Annotated in this window: 15 protein-coding genes; 11 read left to right on the top strand and 4 right to left on the bottom strand. The window is 59.7% G+C overall.

The features are described from left to right. Positions 1–138: 138 nt before the first annotated feature. Entirely contained in the window at positions 139–957 is an 819-nt protein-coding gene (locus tag AC1DQ3_RS08770) for a TetR/AcrR family transcriptional regulator (RefSeq protein ID WP_477119786.1), read from the bottom strand. A gap of 768 nt (positions 958–1,725) precedes the next feature. Here AC1DQ3_RS08770 and AC1DQ3_RS08765 point away from each other — a divergent pair. The 10 genes from AC1DQ3_RS08765 (at position 1,726) to AC1DQ3_RS08720 (ending at position 14,945) form a co-directional block, all read left to right on the top strand. Beyond that, positions 1,726–3,108 carry an MFS transporter gene (locus tag AC1DQ3_RS08765; protein WP_477119785.1) on the top strand — a complete coding sequence of 461 codons (1,383 nt, stop codon included), beginning with the start codon at positions 1,726–1,728 and terminating at the stop codon, positions 3,106–3,108. A gap of 80 nt (positions 3,109–3,188) precedes the next feature. Continuing rightward, a complete protein-coding gene (locus tag AC1DQ3_RS08760) occupies positions 3,189–4,112 on the top strand; it encodes an amidohydrolase family protein (protein WP_477119784.1) in 924 nt (307 codons plus the stop codon). A 156-nt stretch (positions 4,113–4,268) separates the two neighbouring features. Continuing rightward, positions 4,269–5,399: a porin gene (locus tag AC1DQ3_RS08755; protein ID WP_477119783.1), complete on the top strand. Its 1,131-nt coding sequence runs from the start codon at positions 4,269–4,271 to the stop codon at positions 5,397–5,399. Positions 5,400–5,759: 360 nt separating this feature from the next. Next, entirely contained in the window at positions 5,760–7,499 is a 1,740-nt protein-coding gene (locus tag AC1DQ3_RS08750; protein ID WP_477119782.1) for a CocE/NonD family hydrolase, read from the top strand. Between the two features lie 75 nt (positions 7,500–7,574). Beyond that, entirely contained in the window at positions 7,575–8,363 is a 789-nt protein-coding gene (locus tag AC1DQ3_RS08745) for an enoyl-CoA hydratase/isomerase family protein (protein ID WP_477119781.1), read from the top strand. 223 nt (positions 8,364–8,586) lie between these two features. Continuing rightward, positions 8,587–10,341, top strand: a complete 1,755-nt coding sequence (locus AC1DQ3_RS08740) for an FAD-dependent oxidoreductase (RefSeq protein WP_477119780.1) — start codon at positions 8,587–8,589, stop codon at positions 10,339–10,341. 206 nt (positions 10,342–10,547) lie between these two features. Then, a complete protein-coding gene (locus AC1DQ3_RS08735) occupies positions 10,548–10,955 on the top strand; it encodes a DoxX family protein (RefSeq protein ID WP_477119779.1) in 408 nt (135 codons plus the stop codon). A gap of 25 nt (positions 10,956–10,980) precedes the next feature. After that, positions 10,981–11,211: a hypothetical protein gene (locus AC1DQ3_RS08730; RefSeq protein ID WP_477119778.1), complete on the top strand. Its 231-nt coding sequence runs from the start codon at positions 10,981–10,983 to the stop codon at positions 11,209–11,211. A gap of 118 nt (positions 11,212–11,329) precedes the next feature. After that, positions 11,330–13,456 (top strand): FUSC family protein, encoded by a 2,127-nt coding sequence (locus tag AC1DQ3_RS08725; RefSeq protein WP_477119777.1) that lies wholly within the window; start codon positions 11,330–11,332, stop codon positions 13,454–13,456. Beyond that, a complete protein-coding gene (locus AC1DQ3_RS08720) occupies positions 13,443–14,945 on the top strand; it encodes an MdtP family multidrug efflux transporter outer membrane subunit (protein WP_477119776.1) in 1,503 nt (500 codons plus the stop codon). Before AC1DQ3_RS08725 ends, AC1DQ3_RS08720 begins: the two co-directional genes overlap by 14 nt. Positions 14,946–15,013: 68 nt before the next feature. On the opposite strand, the gene AC1DQ3_RS08715 is transcribed toward AC1DQ3_RS08720, so the two are convergent. The 3 genes from AC1DQ3_RS08715 to AC1DQ3_RS08705 form a co-directional block, all read right to left on the bottom strand. Then, entirely contained in the window at positions 15,014–15,862 is an 849-nt protein-coding gene (locus AC1DQ3_RS08715) for a helix-turn-helix domain-containing protein (protein WP_477119775.1), read from the bottom strand. Positions 15,863–15,899: 37 nt separating this feature from the next. Beyond that, positions 15,900–16,457, bottom strand: coding sequence for a carboxymuconolactone decarboxylase family protein (locus tag AC1DQ3_RS08710; protein WP_477119774.1), 558 nt, complete (start codon positions 16,455–16,457; stop codon positions 15,900–15,902). A 199-nt stretch (positions 16,458–16,656) separates the two neighbouring features. Beyond that, positions 16,657–17,343: a MarR family winged helix-turn-helix transcriptional regulator gene (locus AC1DQ3_RS08705; protein WP_477119773.1), complete on the bottom strand. Its 687-nt coding sequence runs from the start codon at positions 17,341–17,343 to the stop codon at positions 16,657–16,659. 297 nt (positions 17,344–17,640) lie between these two features. On the opposite strand from AC1DQ3_RS08705, the gene AC1DQ3_RS08700 reads away from it, so the two are divergent. After that, on the top strand, positions 17,641–19,377 hold the full coding sequence (locus AC1DQ3_RS08700) for an AMP-binding protein (protein ID WP_477119808.1): 1,737 nt from the start codon (positions 17,641–17,643) through the stop codon (positions 19,375–19,377). Positions 19,378–19,433 lie beyond the last annotated feature (56 nt).

Below are 19,433 nucleotides of genomic sequence, written 5' to 3'. Positions count from 1 at the left end.
ATCATTAGAGGCGTGATCGGCCGTCGTAGCAAGCCAGACCTTGCGCCATCGGGCTTTGCCGGAGACGTCGAAGAGGCGAGATCGGGCCCGATGCTGCAACGGGGACGGTCCCAAGCCTCCGGAACCGCGAGAACCCGGTCAGCTGCGCATTGCCCTCTTGATGACGGGGCGCGTGTCGTTTGGCTGGGAAGTTTGAAGAGGAAGTATCCTTTCAGTATCACCCGGGTTTGGCTTGAGCATGCGAGGGGCGCTGGCCTGTATTCCAAATAGCAGTTCCTCAACCGTGCTCCAATAGGATTCGATGACGGCCGGGTCGGATGCGGAAAGCTTGTTGGTCGCCAGCATTTCCGAGCCAAAAGTGGAAAGTGTCGATGTCAGGCTGATCATCAAATAATGGAGGATGATAGGCTCGACCCTAGGCAAGACGCCTTCCTCCTGTGCTTCTCCGATTTGCGGCAGCACGCGATCAATCAGCGGCCGGAGTACCGTATCTGCGAGCCATTGAAGCCGCGGACTATATTCAAGGTATTCCTGAAGCATGAAGCGATGGAACTCAGGGAAATTCACCGTAAATTCGAACAGGGCACGGTACAACAGCCTCACCCGCTCCGCGGCACTGACCGGTGGTGCATCGTCCAGATAGCCCTCCCACACGTGGCTGATACGATCGAACACATGTTCGGCTACCGCCTCCCAGAGGATATCCTTGGTTCGGTAGTGGTAAGTGATCAACGGATGCTGCAATCCGATTCGCTCCGCGATGCTGCGGATGCTTGCCGCCCCGAATCCCTTCGAGGCAAATTCGGAAAGTGCCGCATTCAGGATTGCTGTTCGTGTTTCCTGCGCTCGCTGCTGTTCCGCGCGTTGGAGTTCGGGCGGTCGCCGACCCTTCCTGGCCGGGTTCTGCTTGGCATCCGTACTTCGCACCATATGTCCTCCTGAATAAAGTTTCTCCATCGGTGCACCGGTCGCTGGCGTGCGACTCGACCACCGAAGCGTCGCTGCCGCCGGTTGAGGGCCGTGGCTGCGTACGCTTTACGGACGTATTATATAAAGATCGGCGCACTGCGCCCGTTATCGAGATCAGATCGCCGTTGCTGCCGGCATACCGCTGGAAGGCAGCCAGCTGCCGGCGCTAGCGGGCACGAAGCGCTATCGTCACAGTGATCACCTCCCTGGGCCCACTCATTTTTCCGCTGAGTGATCCGTTCTGCACCAGCCCGGCTACCCCGATGCCAGGCCATCCCATCGAAGCCCCAGTGCTCCCGTACCCGGCACCGCAGCACCTTCCAAAGGCGACGCTAGCCATGCCGGCCCGGTGCGCTCGGATTTCCCGTTGCAAGACTGTCGAGTCTCGTTAAGTACTTACAGGCTTCACGGCACGTATCAGACACGGGTTGTCGGGATTTCATGTCACCACCGAGTGCGCAAAAAGCCCATAGGGATAATCCCACCAACACAAAGCTTTACGAGTGGAAAATTTACTACTACTCTGTGTGCAGGTTTCGTGTTTCGTGATGTCCAGGCGGTAGCGCGCCTCGAAGCGCTGAGAGGGGAACAGGGGATGAAGGGCATGTCTTCAGCTTCCGTATGTTTCACCGGGCGCGGCGGATGCGCATTGGAGTGTGATGCTATGTGCCCTCGCGATCGCGGCTTGACCGATACAGCCCAAGGTCGAGGTCTCCCCGGTTTTCTCAGCCATCTCCCGCTCTTCAAGGAAAGGTAATGGAAAGTACAGCAGATGTTCGTCGCGATATGCGTGAATTCCTCAATCGAACGCCAATGGGGAAAAAGCAATGGGTGGTCTTTCTTGTCTGTTTTGCAGCCACCGCGATCGAGGGCTTTGACACAATTGTGATTGGATTCATCGCGCCGGCCATCAGTCAGAATTGGAAACTCTCGAGCGCAGCGCTCTCGCCTTTGGTCGCATTTGGGCTATTTGGATTGCTGATCGGCTCAATCGTTGGTGGGACGCTCGCCGATCGCGTTGGTCGCAGGGCAGTGAGTATCGTGGCGATTGCGTGGTTTGGAATTGCGGGTATCGCTTCCTGCGAGTCTCAATCGATCGTCCAGCTCATTTCGTGGCGATTCATAACCGGCCTGGGCATCGGGGCCGCGATGCCTGCCACGTCGGCTCTCGTTGCGGAGTTCAGTCCAGACCGTTCGCGCTCCGCGATGCTCGCATCAATGTATTGCGGCTTTCTCTTCGGAGCCGCCGCTGCCGGATTTGTGACTTCCTTCGCAATTGGTGAATTGGGGTGGAGAGGCATGCTCCTGTTGAGTGGTGTAATGCCCCTTTTCGTCGTGAGTTTGCTGATATGGCAGGTTCCAGAGTCCCCCCTTTACCTGGTAGCCAGCAAAAAGTCCGACGCGGTGGTGAGGCGAGTTGTGGCGAAGATCTTCCCGACGGTAGATTGTTCGGGGATGAGCTTCTCCCTTGCTGCGCCGAGTGGGAGGCGGTCCGGAATCCGTGCGCTCCTGGGGCAGGATTATCGACTCGGCACCCTCCTGACATGGTTCGCCGAATTTGCGGGGTATCTGGTTTTTTTCCTTATCGGAAGTTGGCTGCCGACGCATTTGAAGCAGGCAGGACTATCGATGCATGATGCTTCGCAATTGTCCTCGATGTTCCAGTTTGGCGCGCTTGGCGGAGCGATCTTCTTCGCTGTCCTGGTTCGTCGGTTTAATGTCGCCGCGGTCATATCAGTCGCGTTTGGCGCAGGTTCGGTGCTCATAGTAGTCCTCGGTATGTCAGAAGCAGCTCCTTGGTATGCGGCCGCGGTCTTCCTGGCAGGGCTGGCTATCGGAGGTCCGCTGATATGCGTCAACACCATACCGGGAATCTTTTATCCCACTGCGTTTCGTGCTGCGGGAGGTGGCTGGACCGTTTCCATCGGCAGACTGGGTTCGATTATTGGTTCGGCACTAATCGGCCTGATAGTCATGTCGAATCTTCCTTACCTCATCGTATGCGTTGCCTTGTCGATACCGCTCCTGCTGGCTTGCGGAAGCATGATCGCCATGGCGCGTGTTCTGGCGGGACAACAGGAATCAGGGATTAAACAAACGGAAAGTATCGCTTCGACATCGACAATCGCAGTCAAATGAAATCGGAATATTTATATTTTTTGATTCTGTCGAATATTTGATAAATACACCAATGCAAGAAATGCCTGGAGGCTAAGATAATGTCAAAAAGAAAGATAGATACACATCAGCATTTTCTGCCGGAGTTCTACGTGGACGCCGTGGGGCTCGACTTGTTGAATGCGGCGATGCCGAGTGGCGTTGCTCCAACCTGGTCCGAAGAGGCAGCTATCGCGATGATGGATGAGAACGGCATTGACGAAGGCATCTTGTCCATCTCGTCAGGGCCGGCCATTCCAAATGCCGCGACGCTACTGAGGAAATGCAACGACCACGCTGCACAGCTTCGGTCTCGGTATAACGGCCGCTTCGGCTCCTTCGCGAGCCTGCCGCTTCCAAACGTCGACGCGGCGTTGAAGGAGGTCAGCTACTGCCTCGACGAATTGAAGGTTGACGGCTTCATTCTTTTCACTAACTACGACGGAAAGTATCTGGGCGACGCGCATTTCGCTCCACTGCTGGAGGAGCTCGACCGGCGCGGCGCGGTTGCCTTTATTCACCCAAATCAGCCGCCGCATGATATTCCATCCGTCGCTCCGGCGTCCGTGCTCGAGTATCCATTCGAGACAACGCGTACCGCCACAAGCCTGATCATTTCCGGGGCGATGAGCCGCTACAAGAACGTCCGGTTCATTCTCTCGCACGCGGGAGGCACGCTGCCTTTTCTTGCGCCTCGGCTCGCGCTCTCTATTTCAATGATGCCGTCGGTGGCTGAGCGAGTTGGTGATCCGCTCGCGGCAGTCAGGTCTTTCTACTTTGACACGGCGCTGTCCGCTGGTACCCCGGCCCTGGCTTCGCTTGCGCAAGTGGCGGACCCTGAGCGCATCCTTTTTGGAACGGATTTCCCGTTTGCCCCGACAAGCGCCATCCGGCATTTCGGATCGGTACTGGATGCAATCGAGATCCCTGGGATCGAGATGACAAAGGTGTACGGCGAGAATGCCGCCCAGCTGCTTGGGCGTTAGCTGTATGCGGGCCCGGATGAGGGTCCGCGATAGCTGCGCCCGAGGGTGAGGGCTGGCGTGCAACGACAAGGCGGAAACAAGGACGGAATGAGAAGCCTTAAACGCCAATTAGCACTGATTCAAGGTTTCAGCCTAATAATTTTGGGGGAGAGGTAAATGAAGAAATCACTATTGCCGTTAGTACTGCTGAGCGCAATTGGTGCTGCAAAGGCTCAGTCGGGCGTCACGATATATGGCGTGGTGGATTCCAATGTTGAATTTGCCACCAACGTGAAGAACGCCAGCGGCGGATCAGACAACCGGTTTGCGGAAAATGGTGGCGGCCTGTCCGGCTCGCGCTGGGGCCTGCGCGGTGTCGAGGATCTGGGCGGCGGTCTAAGCGGTTTTTTTGTGTTGGAAGGCGGTATTGGAGTGGACAACGGCACCTCGCAGCAAGGTGGACGCTTATTTGGTCGCCAATCTTTTGTCGGCCTGCAGAGTGCCAAGTACGGCAAGATCAGTCTTGGCCGCCAATATACCTCGCTTGACGAGGCGTTATCCAATTTCTCGCCTGCTTATTATGCGAACACCTATGAGCCGGTGATTGCCGTGGTAGGGCAGGCATTCCGTGAAGACAACACGGTGAAGTACGCTGGTACGTTTGGAGCCGTCACCGTCGGCGCCCATTGGTCCTTTGGCACTGGCGCGAGCTTTGGYAGCGCGGGCGGTGCCAGCATCGGTGGCACCGGCGAAGCCCCCGGTCAGTTCCGTCGCGATTCCGCGTACGGTGCCCAGGTCACTTATCTGGGCGACGTGTTCGGAGCAACTATCGCCTATGACCAGGTCAACCCGAGCCTCACCAATGGTAGCGCTTTCCTTGGTACAGGTACCGTCAAGAAGGCCGCTGCTGCGGTCAGCTACTCCATTGGCGCGGCAAAATTCGAGGGAGGCTATCGCTGGGGCAGGTCGAGTGCGTCTGCGTTGACGCTGGTGCGCGATGACATTTATTGGGCTGGCGCTGCCTACCAGGTCACGCCCGCCCTTGGCCTGACGGTGGACTACTTTTACCAGGCCTTCCACGCATCGACTTTGCCGGCTCTGCGCCCTCCAGGCAATCCTTGGCAGCTCATGTTCATCGCTGACTACAATTTCTCCAAGCGAACAGATGTGTACCTGACTACCGCTTACTCCAAGAATGCCGGCCTCGCCCTGGACACGGCGTCGATCGGTTTCTCCAACGGCTACCCGCTTGGGGGAACCAAGACCAATATGCTCGGCGTTGCAATGGGTATTCGGCATAAGTTCTGAAACACTCCCAAATTCAATTTTCAAGCGTGCCTTGCCCAACCCCTTTGGCCAGGTAAGCACGCTTGCCGGGTTCCCGCGTGCTTCGGGCGGGCTTCGATCGGGCATTGGTGGCTGCCGCGGCATAGTGGCCGCGCGTTGGCAGGCGCTCTGCATTTCTTCCGCCAGCCAAGTATCGACGGAGATGCTGGTTGTGCGCCGCCCCGGGAGTGGGGTAGATCATGAGCGCAGTTTACCTTGCAAACTTTACGGTCGTGAAGTATAGTAATTTCAAGCAACGGATAGCAACGAAACGGGCTTCGCTTCAAGCGACCACTCCGCTGTCAGTTGAAGGCAAATATACGAACCAATATGGAGTGAGACATGATTGAGGAGCGTGACGTTACAGTAACGATGCGAGACGGTACTCGTCTCGCGGTCGACGTCTATCGACCGGACGGCGATGGCAAGTATCCGGTGCTGTATGCCTCGGCGCTGCACAACAAGGATCTTCAAGGTCCGGACATTGCCGATGTGCTGCCACCACAGCCCGCGCATGCTCCGCTCTGGTTCGGACCCATTGAAGCAGGGGACACTCGTCGCTTTATCGCCAATGGCTACGTGCATGTCATCGCTCAGCCCAGGGGATCCGCGAAGTCGGAAGGACATTACGGCGAAGAGAATACGGACCATTACGACATGATCGAATGGATCACGCGGCAGCCATGGGCGGACGGCAATGTCGGGATGGTTGGCATTTCAGGTTTTGCCGGAGAACAATGGCGCGCGGCCGCGCAGGGGCATCCTGCGCTAAAGGCCATCTTCCCATACGATGCCTGCAGCGCCTACGGCGGGATGTTTGGATTTCGCGACTTCAATCCTGGTGGCGTGGTTCATACCTTTCCCTACCTGCTTGACGTCTTCAGTACCGTGCACGAATCGCGCGGTTTGCCGGGCACGCTACCGGAAGAGCAGGAGGAACTTTGGCGCGCGGCCATGGCCAATCCCGACTACAAGATGTACATCAACTTGTACAACATTCTGACGCAGAAGGGGCAGCGAACATGGATGATGTACCACGTCATGACGAACCCATGGGAGCCGGAGGGGACGATTGAGCGAGCCGAGGAGATCTTCCAGTCGATCAAGATCCCGTTCTACACCGGTTCCGGAGCTTACGCGTACACCTACAAGCTGCACTGGCTAGGCGCCCAGCACTACTTCAGGAACATCAAACAGCCACGTAAGCTGATTTTCACAGGGCCTGCTCACCTGGAACGACCATTCCATCAGTACCACGACGAGGTCATTCGTTGGTATGACTACTGGCTGAAGGGTATCGACACCGCCATCATGGATGAACCGCCGGTTCGATACTGGGTGATGGGCGCCAACGAGTGGCGTACTGGTAGCGACTGGCCATTGCCTGAGACGCAGTGGACCAAGTATTACCTTTCCAGCTGGGAAAAGCTGACTACGGATGCTCCCCGGCCGAGCAGCGAGGTCGGCAATGCGCAGCGGGAGCCCGATGTTTTCTCGCAAATGCCGCTCAAGATGACCACGAAGGTCGAGCGCTTGCGATACATGACGGATCCGCTCCCTCACGACGTGTTGGTCGCCGGCCCGATTTCCCTGACGTTCTACGCAGAAATCGATCAGGCAGACACGAACTGGATTGTGGTGCTCAAGGACGTGGGTCCGGACGTATCTGTAGTCACTGCACGCGTTGGTGAACGAAGCGTACCCGCTACGTTACCGGAACGGGAACTGACTCGCGGATGGCTGAAAGCATCGTATCGGGAAACGGATCCTGACCGATCCACGCCTGGGGAGCCGTTCCACAAGCTGACGAAGAACGCCATCAAACCTGTTACGCCAGGCGAGATCGTCAAGTATGAGATCCAGGTGCTGGCGACGGCCAACCAATTCAAGGCCGGACATCGCATCTGCATCGAGATCTGTAGCCTCGATGCGCCTACGGGCACCGGGGCAATGACAGACGTTGAGTACATTCCGTATCACGTCTGCAGTAGCAACACCGTTACCCACAAGATCTACCGAGACGCGGATCACCCGTCCCATTTGCTTTTGCCATTGATTCCGCTCGCGGAGCAGGGTTCCTGAGCGCCATTTCGTTCATCAGACTTATTTACGCAGAAATGAATAGTGTTGGAATAAGCGATTCCAAAGGACCAGGTCATGAAGAGCATCCGATTTGAACGCAACGGAACCGTCGGGAATATCGTACTGGCGAATCCGCCCTACAACCGTCTGGACACACGTTTCGCCCAGTGCCTCGAGGAAGCCGTTCGCGAAGCCAGCGAAGCCGATATCCGGGTACTTGTCGTTCGCGCCGAAGGGCCGAACTTTAGCCTGGGCGGAGAGGTCCGTGAATGGCCCGGAAAAGACCTGAATTGGTTCCGTACATTCGTCGCGCACGTCAACAGCTCCTATCGCGCAATTGAGGCGCTCCGCGTCCCGACCGTGGCAGTAGTGCAAGGCGCTGCATTCGGTGGCGGCTTTGAACTCGCGCTGGGTTGCGACTTCATTGTGGCAGCAAGTGATGCGCTATTCCAATGCGTTGAGGTGACGACGGCGATGCTCCCCATCGCGGGAGCACTGCAACGACTGGCAGAGCGTGTGGGCCGTAGCCGAGCATCCCGTTTCGCCATGCTGGGCGAACCCATTCCTGGCAGCCTGGCTGGAGAGCTTGGGATCGTCACACACGTGGCAGAGCCCGATTCGCTGGAACGCGTCGCGAATGATCTCGTTTCGCGACTGGCTGACGGACCAACCCTTTCCTACGCGGCCACTCGTACGCTCTTGAAGGCCTGGTCAAGCGGCGGTGTTGCCGGCGCCGATGCCGTATTGCTGGATGTGACCATGGGCTTATATAACACCGAGGATGCAATCCGGGGATTTGCCAGCACCGCCAAGGCTTTCGATGCCGACCAAGTGCCGCCTGACCTGGTATTCCATGGGAAATAGTTGAAGATTTTGGACTAAGAACGCGCGGCAACCCGTTGCATCACAGCGAACAAGTATCTCTACCGATTTGTTTGGCGCAGCACATGAGACTGTGGACTCCCTTGCATGTGCTGCCTCTTTTTCACGGACGGACAATAGCGCACCGGTCCCCGACGGCCGGTGAGTCATGTTTGTAGCTGCCCCGGGATAAGGGTGACAGCACTTATATAGTAGGAGATGAAGTATGCCTGAAGTAAAGACAGATGTGCTTATCATTGGAACGGGACCGGCTGGTTCCGCCTGTGCAGCACTGCTCTCGACCTACGGTATCGAGAATATGGTCGTCAACAACTATCGGTGGTTGGCCAACACGCCTCGAGCGCATATCACAAACCTGCGCACCATGGAGGTTCTTCGCGATCTTGGAACGGACGTGGAACAGGAGGCTTACCTGCACGCGACCGATGAGGATCTGATCGGAGGAACAGTATTCTGCGAGAGTCTCGTGGGGGAGGAAATTGGTCGCGTGCCGAGTTGGGGCGCGCATCCACTCTCCAGAGCCGAGCGCAGATTGTCGAGTCCTGCAAGGATGAACGATCTTCCGCAGACTTTCATGGAACCGCTTCTGTTCAAGACGGCTTGCGCCCGCGGTACGCAGGCACGGATGAGTACGGAGTACCTGAGCCATACGCAGACCGACGACGGCGTTGTTACGCTATGCCTCGACAAGTTGACCGGAGAGCAATTTACCGTCCGTTCAAAGTACCTGGTCGGTGCGGACGGAGGGAACTCCAGTGTCGCAAGGAACGCGGGTCTGCCATTCGAAGGGCAGATGGGTGTGCGAGGTTCCATGAACATCTGGTTCCGAGCCGATTTGTCCGAATTTGTCGCGCATCGACCCGCCGTTCTTTATCCGATCATGCAGCCGGGCGCCGAGGTAGGCGGAATCGGCATGGGCCTGATTCGTATGGTCCGACCCTGGAACGAATGGTTGATCGTTTGGGGCTACGACATCAACGAGCCAACCCCTGTAGTCGACGCGGCAAAGGCCACTGCGATCGCGCGCCAGCTGGTAGGAAAGCCGGATCTCGAGATCGAGTTGCTGGGCACCAGTACGTGGACGGTGAACAATATGTATGCGACCCGCATGCAGGATGGGCGCGTATTTTGCATGGGCGATGCCACGCACCGGCACCCACCGTCCGGTGGACTCGGGTCCAATACCTCGATTCAGGACGCATTCAATCTTGCGTGGAAACTTGCGGCAGTGATCAAAGGGCAAGCCGGAGATGCGCTCCTGGAGAGTTATTCAACGGAGCGCGCCCCGATCGCGAAGCAGGTGGTCACGCGCGCAAACCAGTCGATTGCCGAGTTTTTGCCGCTCTATAACGCGCTCGGCATTGCCGACTCGACGGATGCGGAAGCCATGCAGTCCAATATGCATGCTCGTAGTCAGTCGACCAAGGCTGCGGCAAAGCAGCGTGAGGCAATTCGCGAAGCCCTGGCGCTCAAGCGATATGAGCTGGACGCCCAGGGGGTGGAGATGAACCAGCGGTACCAGTCGAGTGCGGTGGCGACTGACGGGAGCAACAAACCGGCCTTCGAGCGCGACCCGGAACTGCATTACCAGTCGACAACATACCCGGGTGCGCGACTGCCACATGCGTGGGTGTTTGACGCACGGGGTCGGCAGCATTCAACGCTGGACCTGACGGGCCACGGTCGTTTCGCCATCCTCACTGGTTTGGGAGGAGAAGCATGGGTGGAGGCTGCCTCGGAGGTGGGCAAGAAGCTGGGCGTACAGATCGATGTACGCATTATCGGCCCGCGCCAGCAGTATGCAGACCACACCGGCGATTGGGCTCGTGCCCGCGAAGTCAGTGACAGTGGCTGCGTGTTGACGCGCCCCGATCATCACGTCGCCTGGCGTAGTCTTGATTTGCCGGCGGACCCCGCCACAGAGCTTCTCCAGGTAATGCTTGGCGTGCTTTCGAGATAGTGGCCGAAGACAGTCAGACTTTGATGAGAAAATAAGGCGGCGTATCGAGATGCAGGGCATGCCCGACCCATCCGGTGCGCCCTGCAGCGTGAAATGACTGCGTTCCGCTCCACCATTCCCTGGTCCGGTTCCATCGTGTCAACCTTGGAGGTACGCAGCCAATCCGCTGGTCGTGCCATTCATTCCGCTGCCTATGGAGGATTTATATGGGAAACACAAGCAAATCGTACGCCGAAACCGCTGCTCGTCTATTGATGTCTGCGCTATTTTTGATCTCGGGTGCTCGCAAACTGATGATGTGGCAAGCGACAACGGCGTACTTTTCCGCAATCGGTCTTCCTTTTAGTGAGATTCTGGTGCCAGCCGTGATTCTTGTTGAGCTCGGTGGCGCAGTCGCTTTGATTTTTGGGTGGCGTGTCCGCGATATTTCGATCATTCTGGCTATCTATACGCTCGGCACCGCATTCGTCGCGCACCGATTTTGGAGCGTGGACGCTGCACAGTTCAATGCGCAGTTGAATAATTTTCTCAAGAATATTGCCATTGTCGGTGGCTTTCTCTTGCTAATGGCAAGTCGGGCAGCGAACGGCCAGGAATCGTCGCGGAGCGCTTGAAGGGTCACGGATCTCGCAGCTCACGATGATGTCGCCAGGCGAAGGCGTCACGACTTCGCCGATGGTGGAGATCCGGCTTGAACGCAACGTCACGCCGACTGCGCCGAACCTCATCGTGTCCGGTGCGCCCATCGGTTTACAAGTGATCAGAAATTCACAATTGTGGAAGAAGCTTGGAGACGAGCGTGTTGTCGCCGAGAATGGACTCTGGCGTTTGGAGAATCCAGTGATTCAGCCGTGGCCTACCTTCCATTGACCATAGAACTCGAGCAAGATGCATAAAGACATTCGGTGGCCTATCCGGCACTCACTACACTGTCCTCCCTTGTTGCCTGGTTGATCCTGTTCCGGCATTGACCCGTCCGGGAAAAATCGTGACAGCAACGGACAGCAAGAAAAAAGAGAGCAACTACTTGCCGGACAGCGTGCTGCGGGCGGGGGCATACCTGCGCAGCCAGCTTGCCCCCTATCCGGGACGCGTCAACATCATGCTGCGCTGCATGCTCACCAGCGCCATCGTGATCGTCGTATCGATGGCGCTGCAGGTCCCTTCCCTGGCGCTCTCGCTGCTCGTGGTGTTCTATGTCACGCAGTCCAACGTCGTGGTCACCCGGCTGGTGGGCGTCATGTTCATAGCGGGATCGACGCTGGCCATCGGCCTTTCGATCCTGCTGCTCAAGCTGACGTTTGACTATCCCCTGCTGCGCATCGTGGCGGCCAGCCTGCTGTTCTTCGGCAGCGTCTACCTGATGCGCATCCTGAAGATTGGCAGCATCTTCTTTCTCGTCGCCATCGTCGTCATCTATGTGCAGACGTTCGTCGATCGCACCGGCGAGGCCGAGCTGCTGATCCGGGCTGTCCTCTGGGTCTGGGTCGCAATCAACTACCCGATTGCGCTGACGCTGCTGATCAACACGTTGCTGCTTCCTGCCGAGCCACAGCGCCAGCTCAAGGCCGAAATCCGCCGGCAGCTGGGCGCGGTCGATGCCCATCTGGCCTGCCTGATCGACGGTACGCCGGTGGCCGAGCCCATCACGCCGCTGGCGATCCAGCAAGGCGCGCTGACGCTGCAGAAGCTCCTCAAGTTCGCCACCATGCGGGACGCGCGCTACCGGCATGACATGCCGCATCAGTTGGCCTGCATTGCCACCGTGTCGCGCCTGTATTGGGCAGCGGCCGACTTGCCGGGCGACATGCCTGCCCGTTCCGCGGCGCCGCTGGTCGCGCTGCGGCAGCTGCGCACGAATTGCCTAGCCCTGGATGCCGCCTTGGCCGCCGACACCCGGTATCAGTACACGCCGCCCGCCGCACCCGCTCGGGACGGTGGCGCGCCCTTGCCGGCCGTCGCGCAAGACATGCAGCGGGCGCTGGTGGCGCTGTCCGATGCGGATTCGGCCGCCGGCGCAGCCGCCAGAGCGCCGGCGGAGCCGCCGATGGTGGTGCCGGATGCCCTGACCAACCCGACATACCTGAGGTTCGCGCTCAAGACCCTGCTCGCCGTCCTGATTTGCTATGTCTTCTATACCGCCGTCGACTGGCAGGGAGCGCACACGATCATGCTGACTTGCGTGATCATCGCCCTGCCCAGCCTCGGCGCGTCGACGCAGCGGGCGCTGCTGCGCGTCGGCGGCGCACTTGCGGGCAGCGCGCTCGCGCTTTTGATGGTGGTGTTTGTCGTTCCGCATCTCGACAGCATCGTGGACCTGCTGCTGATGACGCTTCCGGTGGTAGCGCTCGCCGCATGGATCGCCGCCGGATCGGAGCGGATCGGCTATGCCGGGACCCAGATCCTGTTCACCTTCTCCCTTGCCCTGCTCGAGCGGTTCGGCCCCACCATCGATCTCACGGAAATCCGCGACCGCATGGCCGGCATTCTGCTTGGCGTTGCCATTTCCACCCTGGTGCAGATGTCGCTCTGGCCGGAAGCCGAAGGCGATGCCCTGAGGCAAAAGCTGGCAGGCATGCTGCGCGCGGTCGCCAGGCTGCTGGAGCCTGCCGGGACCGGCACAACGGCGGCCGGGCATCTGACCTCTTCCCAGCAGCAACTGCGGACCTGGGCCGTGTTGGCCGATTGCGAGGACACGCTCGCCCGCGTGGCGCTCGAACCAAACTGGCAGGAAGGAGAACAGGCACTGCCCACGCTGCGTGCGCAGGCAGTGCTTGCGCAGGGACGGGAGATCATGCTGGCGGCCAATGCACTCCACAATGCACTGGAGACCAGCGAGGCTCGCCTGGCCAGCGCGGATAACGACAAGGTGCTGGCGTTCCAGGCGCAGGCAGCCGCGCTGCTCGGGCACTATGCCGACGCCCTGGTTGCCAGCCCCCCCTCGGCGCGGGCGCCGCGGCCCGTCGAGATCCCCGTGCCCGGCGATGCGCACCTTTCGGCGCCGGTGCTCCCGGCGATGCACGACCTGGTTCGTCAATTGTGCGGCCTGCCCGACTGGCAATCGGCGGCGGCACCTTTCTCCATGGTGCTTCGTGAATCCCATGATGCCGGTTGACTGCAGGCCGACCTGCCGGCCTTATTCGCCCAGTCGGCTCGCTGTCAAGCTGTTGGCTGTCGGGCTCCTGCTCGTCGCGGGCGGCTGCGCCCTGATCCACAAAAACGGGGTGCCCGCACCGGAAATCTCCGTGGATCAGATCCGCCTGGCCGACGATATCCGCCTGGCGCGTGATGGCTGGCCAGCGGCGCGCTGGTGGACGCGCTACGATGATCCCCAGCTCGCCGCCCTGATCGAGCGCGCGCTGGCGGATGCGCCGGGCATGGAGGTCGCACGCAGGCGCGTCGCACAGGCTAAAACGGATGTTGAACTGGTCAAGTCAGGTACGAGCCTGCAGGCGGTGGCAATTGGCGCGATCGATCGCGAGCACGTTTCCGCCAACGGATTCCTTGGTCCTTTCGCGAAGAACGAGCCGGCGCTCGGGCTCGACGGCCCCTGGTATACGGAGGGCATCGTCGGGGTCGGCGCCAGTCTCGACATCGACCTCTGGGGTCTGCGCCGCGCGGAAGTTGCCTCGTCGATCGGGCTCAGCAATGCGCGCCTGGCCGAAGCGTACGCTGTCGAGCTGGAACTCTCCACCGATGTGGCGCAGTTGTACTACGGCATCCAGACCAACCACCAGTTGATCGAACTGCTGGAGCAATCCCGAGAGGTGGCTGGCTTCTCGGTGCAGACACACCAGGCTCGCGCAGCACGCGGGTTGGAATCTCGCACCCTCGTCGAGGACGCGCAGGCGCAAGAGTTGGCGGTGGAACGCCAGCTTGTGACGGCGCGCGGCACCGGAAGGCAGTTGCGCGAATCGCTGCGGGCACTGATCGGCGCCGGGCCGAGCGACATGCCGGAGGTCCGGCCAGTGCCGCTGCCCCGGATCAGCGCTGGCGTGCCGGAAACGCTGTCGTATGAGCTGTTGGCGCGTCGTCCGGACCTGCAGGCCTTGCGGTGGTTGGTGCAAGCCTCCTTCGACCGGATCGATGCCGCCAAGGCCGCCTTTTATCCGAACATCGACCTCCGGGCTTTCTTCGGCTTCAATGCCCTTCACCTGTCGGACTTGTTCACCCGCGCGAGCCAGCAGATCAATCTGCTCCCCGGCCTCACCCTGCCGATCTTCGATGGCGGGCGGCTGAACGCGAACCTGGGGGGTGCCCGCACGGCGAGCAACACGCTGATCGCGCAGTACAACCAGGCCGTGCTCAATGCGGTGCGGGACGTGGCCATTACCGGCACACGCCTGGAAGTCCTGGACAACGAGGCACAACTGCAACGACGCAAGGTTCAGGCGGTTTCTTTCGCCAGCGACAGTGCCGAAGCACGGCACCAGCGAGGGCTCGGCAGCCGGTACCTGGCCATGGAAGCGCGCCAGCCGCTGATTGCCGAACAGATTGCGCTGCTGACTGTCGATGGCCAGAAGCTCAGCCAGGAAATCGCGCTGGCCAAGGCGCTTGGCGGCGGCTACCACGCCGATGCGCCAGTTGAACTGAAGCCGCGCTGAGTGCCCGGGTGCCAGCATCTTGCGAAGTCCGCTTGAACGTATCGATCCTGCCCGCCGTTACAAGCCGCTCAGCGTTCCCTCGAATGCGCTGCAAGCAGTTGCTGATGGCGTGCTTCGGTTGCATCGTCGGCGGGGAACATGCATTCCAGGCGTAGTTCCTGCGCGGCAACATTTTGTGGTGTTCCGACGGTCGTGACCATCGAGAAATAGCGAAGTACGACCCCCTCGCTGACGAAACCCATCGGAATGACGGGCATCGCGGGCGCGAGGGCCGGCCCATGATGCGTCGTCTTCCAGTCGCGCGGCACATCTGGATAGGCAAGCAGTTCATCGAGCAGACGCCCGGTGTTGCCGTCAATAACGTGACCGACCGATTCGCGATACACCCGTTGAAGCAGGCTTCGGGAGACATTATCCCAATCGGCCACGAACGGACGCATCCCCCGCGGATCGAAGATCAGATGCAGCATGTTGCGCGGGCCTTCGCGCGACGCCATGTCGATGAAACAGTTGAAGAAGCGCGATGCTGCGTCGTTGGTCATCAGAACGTTCCAGTGGCGGTCCATCACGATCGCCGGAAACGGTTCATGCTGGCGAAGGACCCGTTCGAGAGCGCGGATGACACTATGCATTTCCTGTGCGTTCCACGGCGCCTCCGAATATACGGGAGCGTATCCAGCGGCGAGCAGCAGTGCATTGCGCTCGCGCAGCGGTACGTCGAGCGTCTGCGCAAGGGTCAGCAGCGTGTCCCGACCCGGCACGCTGCGTCCGCTTTCAATGAAGCTGATCTGCCGCTGCGAGACCCCGGCCTCGAGCGACAGATCGAGTTGACTCACGCCACGCACGTCTCGCCAATAGCGCAACAAGCTGCCGAGTTCACTCGGCGGCACTTTCGGGTCGGGACTGGTGACGCTCATCGGATTTCCCTGTTCGAGACGGATGATTATGGCGGACTCAGGGCGCGGGAGCATGCCAGGCAAACTCCTCGAACGGCGTTTCGAGTGCTGGCTGTGTAACGCTACCGGTGTAGTTCGTCATAGTCGATGCGGCGACCACCGCAATGACCTCCAGGATCTGCTCGGAGCGGAACCCGGCTTCGAGGAAGCGTTTCTGGTCCGATTCGGCAAGGCGGCCGCGCTTTTCGATCAGCGTGCGCGCCAGCATGGACAGCGCGGCCAGCTCGGCGTCATCGGGCAGGACGCCGTGTCGGATCGCGTCGACATCGGCGGGATGTACGCCTTGCTTCAACGCGAGCGCCGTGTGAAACGCGACCGGCCATTCGCTGGCGTTCGTGACCGCGTTGGTCAACAGCAGCGTCTGAATCTGTGGCTCCGTCAGACTGCTCGCATGCACGCGCTCGAACAGGCCGATGAACCCATTGATCAGCACCGGTGAAGCGGCCATCTTGGCCGCGATGTTCGGGATCAGGCCGAACGCCTGTTGCAGTTGCCGGAGTACGGACTTCGATTGCGCGGGAGCGGATTCGATGGTGTGAACGGGATAGCTGGACATGGCATCTCCTTGGCGGTGGGCGCTACCGGATTGGTGGCGCGACAGCCAAAGACTAGAGGCGGTCGTTCCGGACGCCAATTACATCGGATGTAATCGCCGGACGGCGAAGCAAGTTGGCGCCGCGTGGACTCGCTCCGTGCGTGCCATGTGCAAGACGACCTGCAATCCGGCGGCGGGGCGGATCTGCTGTACGGAACCCTCAGCGGATGCGCGGAGGCCGTCGGCCTGCCGCCTTGGATCGTGGAGCCGATGGCTCGCTGTCGGTTTCGTCTTCCAGATCCGGAAGCACCAATTCTTCCATCAAAGCCAGCGTCCGAAGGCAGAACTCGTTCCCGGCAGCACGTTCATCCTCTGTGAAGCGCGCCATTGCCGGTGCGATCGACGACTCTTCAGCAAGCTTCACTACCGCTTGCTCGACCGCTTCGAGCCCCTTCTTCGTAAGATGAACGATGAATCCACCGGCGTGGCCGGGATCGATCATGCGCTCTACCATACCGTGACTGGCAAGCCTGTCAATCTTCTTGGTAATTGCCCCGGAGGTCACGATAAGAGCGCGATACAGGTCCGTGGGGCGCTTTGCATAGGGGGGCCCCCCCCGGCGCAGTGCAAGCAACACGCGCATGTCGGAGCCGCTGATGCCCCATAAGCGCTGGCACATCCGGTCAAAAGCGCGTTCTACGAGCGTACCCAGCCGCATGAAATAGATCGCGAGCAGGAAGTTTGAAAGATCGAGATCGCTTCGCTCATGCTGCCACTGCATCGTAATGAGTTCGATGTGACTGCTGCCAGACAAACGTGGCTTTCGCTTCGATTCCGGCGACGTCGCTGATGCCGGCTTCTTGCGCGTTCGGACGGGTGTAGGTTGTTTCGCGACGGCGGCGCTCATCGATTTTGCTTCCTTGGAAGGACGAAGTTTGGTTGCTGCCGCTTGTTACCCAAGCCACGGCTGCGCTCCATTGTACGTAATTTCCCAGACTCGACGAAGCGGCGGTCAAGCGCTGTTGTTCGAACCATAAGCCGCTCCCATCAGCCTCTTCGCGCTGTATCGAGGCAACTCCGTACGAAACAAGCTGACGCTGCAACCGAACATTTGTTGGCACTTTACTTTACGGTCGTATAAGATAGTAATCTACATGGTTAGGGGTTGAGCAGCACGCTCGCCCGCAGCACTCTGGAGACGAGTATGACGATGCAGCCTGGGACGTCCCGGCACGAGACTGACGCGACCCTGCCCGCCAACGGGCTGTCTTATGTGAAGGGTGACACCACCACGACGCTTAGCGAACGGACCATACCGGCTCTGCTGGCGGAAACGGTTAAGCAGCATGGTCAGCGTCCCGCGGTCGTTTTCCGCGAACAGGGCATCCGCTGGAACTGGCAGGAGTTCTCCGACGCCGTGAATGCCATGGCCGCAGGTCTTCACGCACTCGGCCTGCGCCGGGACGATCGTATTGGCATCTGGTCGCCTAATCGCTTTGAGTGGACGGTGACGCAGTTCGCCACGGCCCGCCTTGGCTTGGTATTGGTCAATATCAATCCCGCCTATCGACTGGCCGAACTGGAGTACGCGCTTAACAATGTGGGCTGTAAGGCGATCATCGCACCAGCGTCTTTCAAGGCTTCGCGTTATCTTGAGATGCTGCAGACCCTGGCACCCGAACTCCAGCACTGCGAGCCAGGCGCGTTGCAGGCGGCAAGGCTCCCGGCGCTGCGCTGGGTAATCCGCATGGAGGATGTGCCTACGTCCGGCATGCTGACCTTTCGGGACGTGAATGCGCGCGGGGTGGGGGTGGAAGTCAGCGAGATGGACGCAATATCCGCTCAACTCGATCCCCACGATCCGATCAACATCCAGTTCACCAGCGGCACGACTGGCGCACCAAAGGGTGCCACCCTGACACACCGGAACATCATCAACAATGCACGCTTCGTAGGCATGGCCATGAAGCTGCAGGAGGAGGACCGGTTATGCATCCCGGTGCCGCTGTACCACTGCTTTGGCATGGTGATGTCTGTCCTGGTGTGCACCATCACCGGCGCCTGCATGGTCTTCCCGGGCGAGGCGTTCGACCCGGTGGCGACAATGGCCGCAGTCAGCGAAGAGCGGTGCACCGCTCTTCACGGTGTGCCGACCATGTTCATCGCCCAGCTTGAGCACCCGGACTTCGCTACTTACGATTTCTCCAGCCTGCGCACCGACATCATGGCGGGTGCCCCCTGCCCGATCGAAGTCATGAAGCGGGTGGTGGCCGACATGCATATGACGGAGATCACCATCGCCTACGGCATGACGGAGACGAGCCCGGTCTCTTTCCAAAGCGCCACGGATGATCCGCTCGACAAGCGGGTCGCAACAGTGGGACGGGTGCAGCCGCATCTGGAGTGCAAGGTGGTTGACACGGACGGCAGGATCGTACCGGTCGGCGCTACGGGTGAGCTGTGTACACGCGGCTACTCGGTCATGCTCGGCTATTGGGACGATGAAACACGCACACGTGAATCGATCCGCGACGGCTGGATGCACACTGGTGACCTGGCCACGATCGATGCTGATGGATACTGCAATATCGTTGGCCGGGTCAAGGACATGCTGATCCGCGGCGGCGAGAACGTCTACCCTCGCGAGATCGAGGAATTCCTGTTCCGCCACCCGAAGGTGCAGTCGGTGCAGGTATTCGGCGTGCCCGACCCCAAGTATGGCGAGGAAATCTGCGCATGGATCGTGCTCAAGCAGGGGCAGGGCGCCACCGAGGAGGAGATCCGCGATTTCTGTCGGGACCAGATCGCTCACTACAAGATCCCGCGCCATATCCGGTTCGTGAAGGAAATGCCGATGACTATCACTGGCAAGGTGCAGAAATTCGTCATGCGCGAAAGCATGACCCGTGAACTCAATCTCAGCGAAAGCAAGACCGCCTGACGCCAGGCAAGGCCCCGCATCGAGGAAGAACGCAATCATGACGAACTGCCCGGCCG

The organism is Cupriavidus sp. 01T418 (assembly GCF_056398885.1).
This window is presented reverse-complemented; position numbering and strand designations above follow the sequence as displayed.

What these genes read in the sequence shown, in the direction of transcription:
- AC1DQ3_RS08770 (WP_477119786.1), bottom strand. Translation starts at nt 957, where the DNA reads ATGGAGAAACTTTATTCAGGAGGACATATGGTGCGAAGTACGGATGCC.
- AC1DQ3_RS08765 (WP_477119785.1), top strand. Translation starts at nt 1,726, where the DNA reads ATGGAAAGTACAGCAGATGTTCGTCGCGATATGCGTGAATTCCTCAAT.
- AC1DQ3_RS08760 (WP_477119784.1), top strand. Translation starts at nt 3,189, where the DNA reads ATGTCAAAAAGAAAGATAGATACACATCAGCATTTTCTGCCGGAGTTC.
- AC1DQ3_RS08750 (WP_477119782.1), top strand. Translation starts at nt 5,760, where the DNA reads ATGATTGAGGAGCGTGACGTTACAGTAACGATGCGAGACGGTACTCGT.
- AC1DQ3_RS08745 (WP_477119781.1), top strand. Translation starts at nt 7,575, where the DNA reads ATGAAGAGCATCCGATTTGAACGCAACGGAACCGTCGGGAATATCGTA.
- AC1DQ3_RS08740 (WP_477119780.1), top strand. Translation starts at nt 8,587, where the DNA reads ATGCCTGAAGTAAAGACAGATGTGCTTATCATTGGAACGGGACCGGCT.
- AC1DQ3_RS08735 (WP_477119779.1), top strand. Translation starts at nt 10,548, where the DNA reads ATGGGAAACACAAGCAAATCGTACGCCGAAACCGCTGCTCGTCTATTG.
- AC1DQ3_RS08730 (WP_477119778.1), top strand. Translation starts at nt 10,981, where the DNA reads ATGATGTCGCCAGGCGAAGGCGTCACGACTTCGCCGATGGTGGAGATC.
- AC1DQ3_RS08720 (WP_477119776.1), top strand. Translation starts at nt 13,443, where the DNA reads ATGATGCCGGTTGACTGCAGGCCGACCTGCCGGCCTTATTCGCCCAGT.
- AC1DQ3_RS08715 (WP_477119775.1), bottom strand. Translation starts at nt 15,862, where the DNA reads ATGAGCGTCACCAGTCCCGACCCGAAAGTGCCGCCGAGTGAACTCGGC.
- AC1DQ3_RS08710 (WP_477119774.1), bottom strand. Translation starts at nt 16,457, where the DNA reads ATGTCCAGCTATCCCGTTCACACCATCGAATCCGCTCCCGCGCAATCG.
- AC1DQ3_RS08705 (WP_477119773.1), bottom strand. Translation starts at nt 17,343, where the DNA reads ATGAGCGCCGCCGTCGCGAAACAACCTACACCCGTCCGAACGCGCAAG.
- AC1DQ3_RS08700 (WP_477119808.1), top strand. Translation starts at nt 17,641, where the DNA reads ATGACGATGCAGCCTGGGACGTCCCGGCACGAGACTGACGCGACCCTG.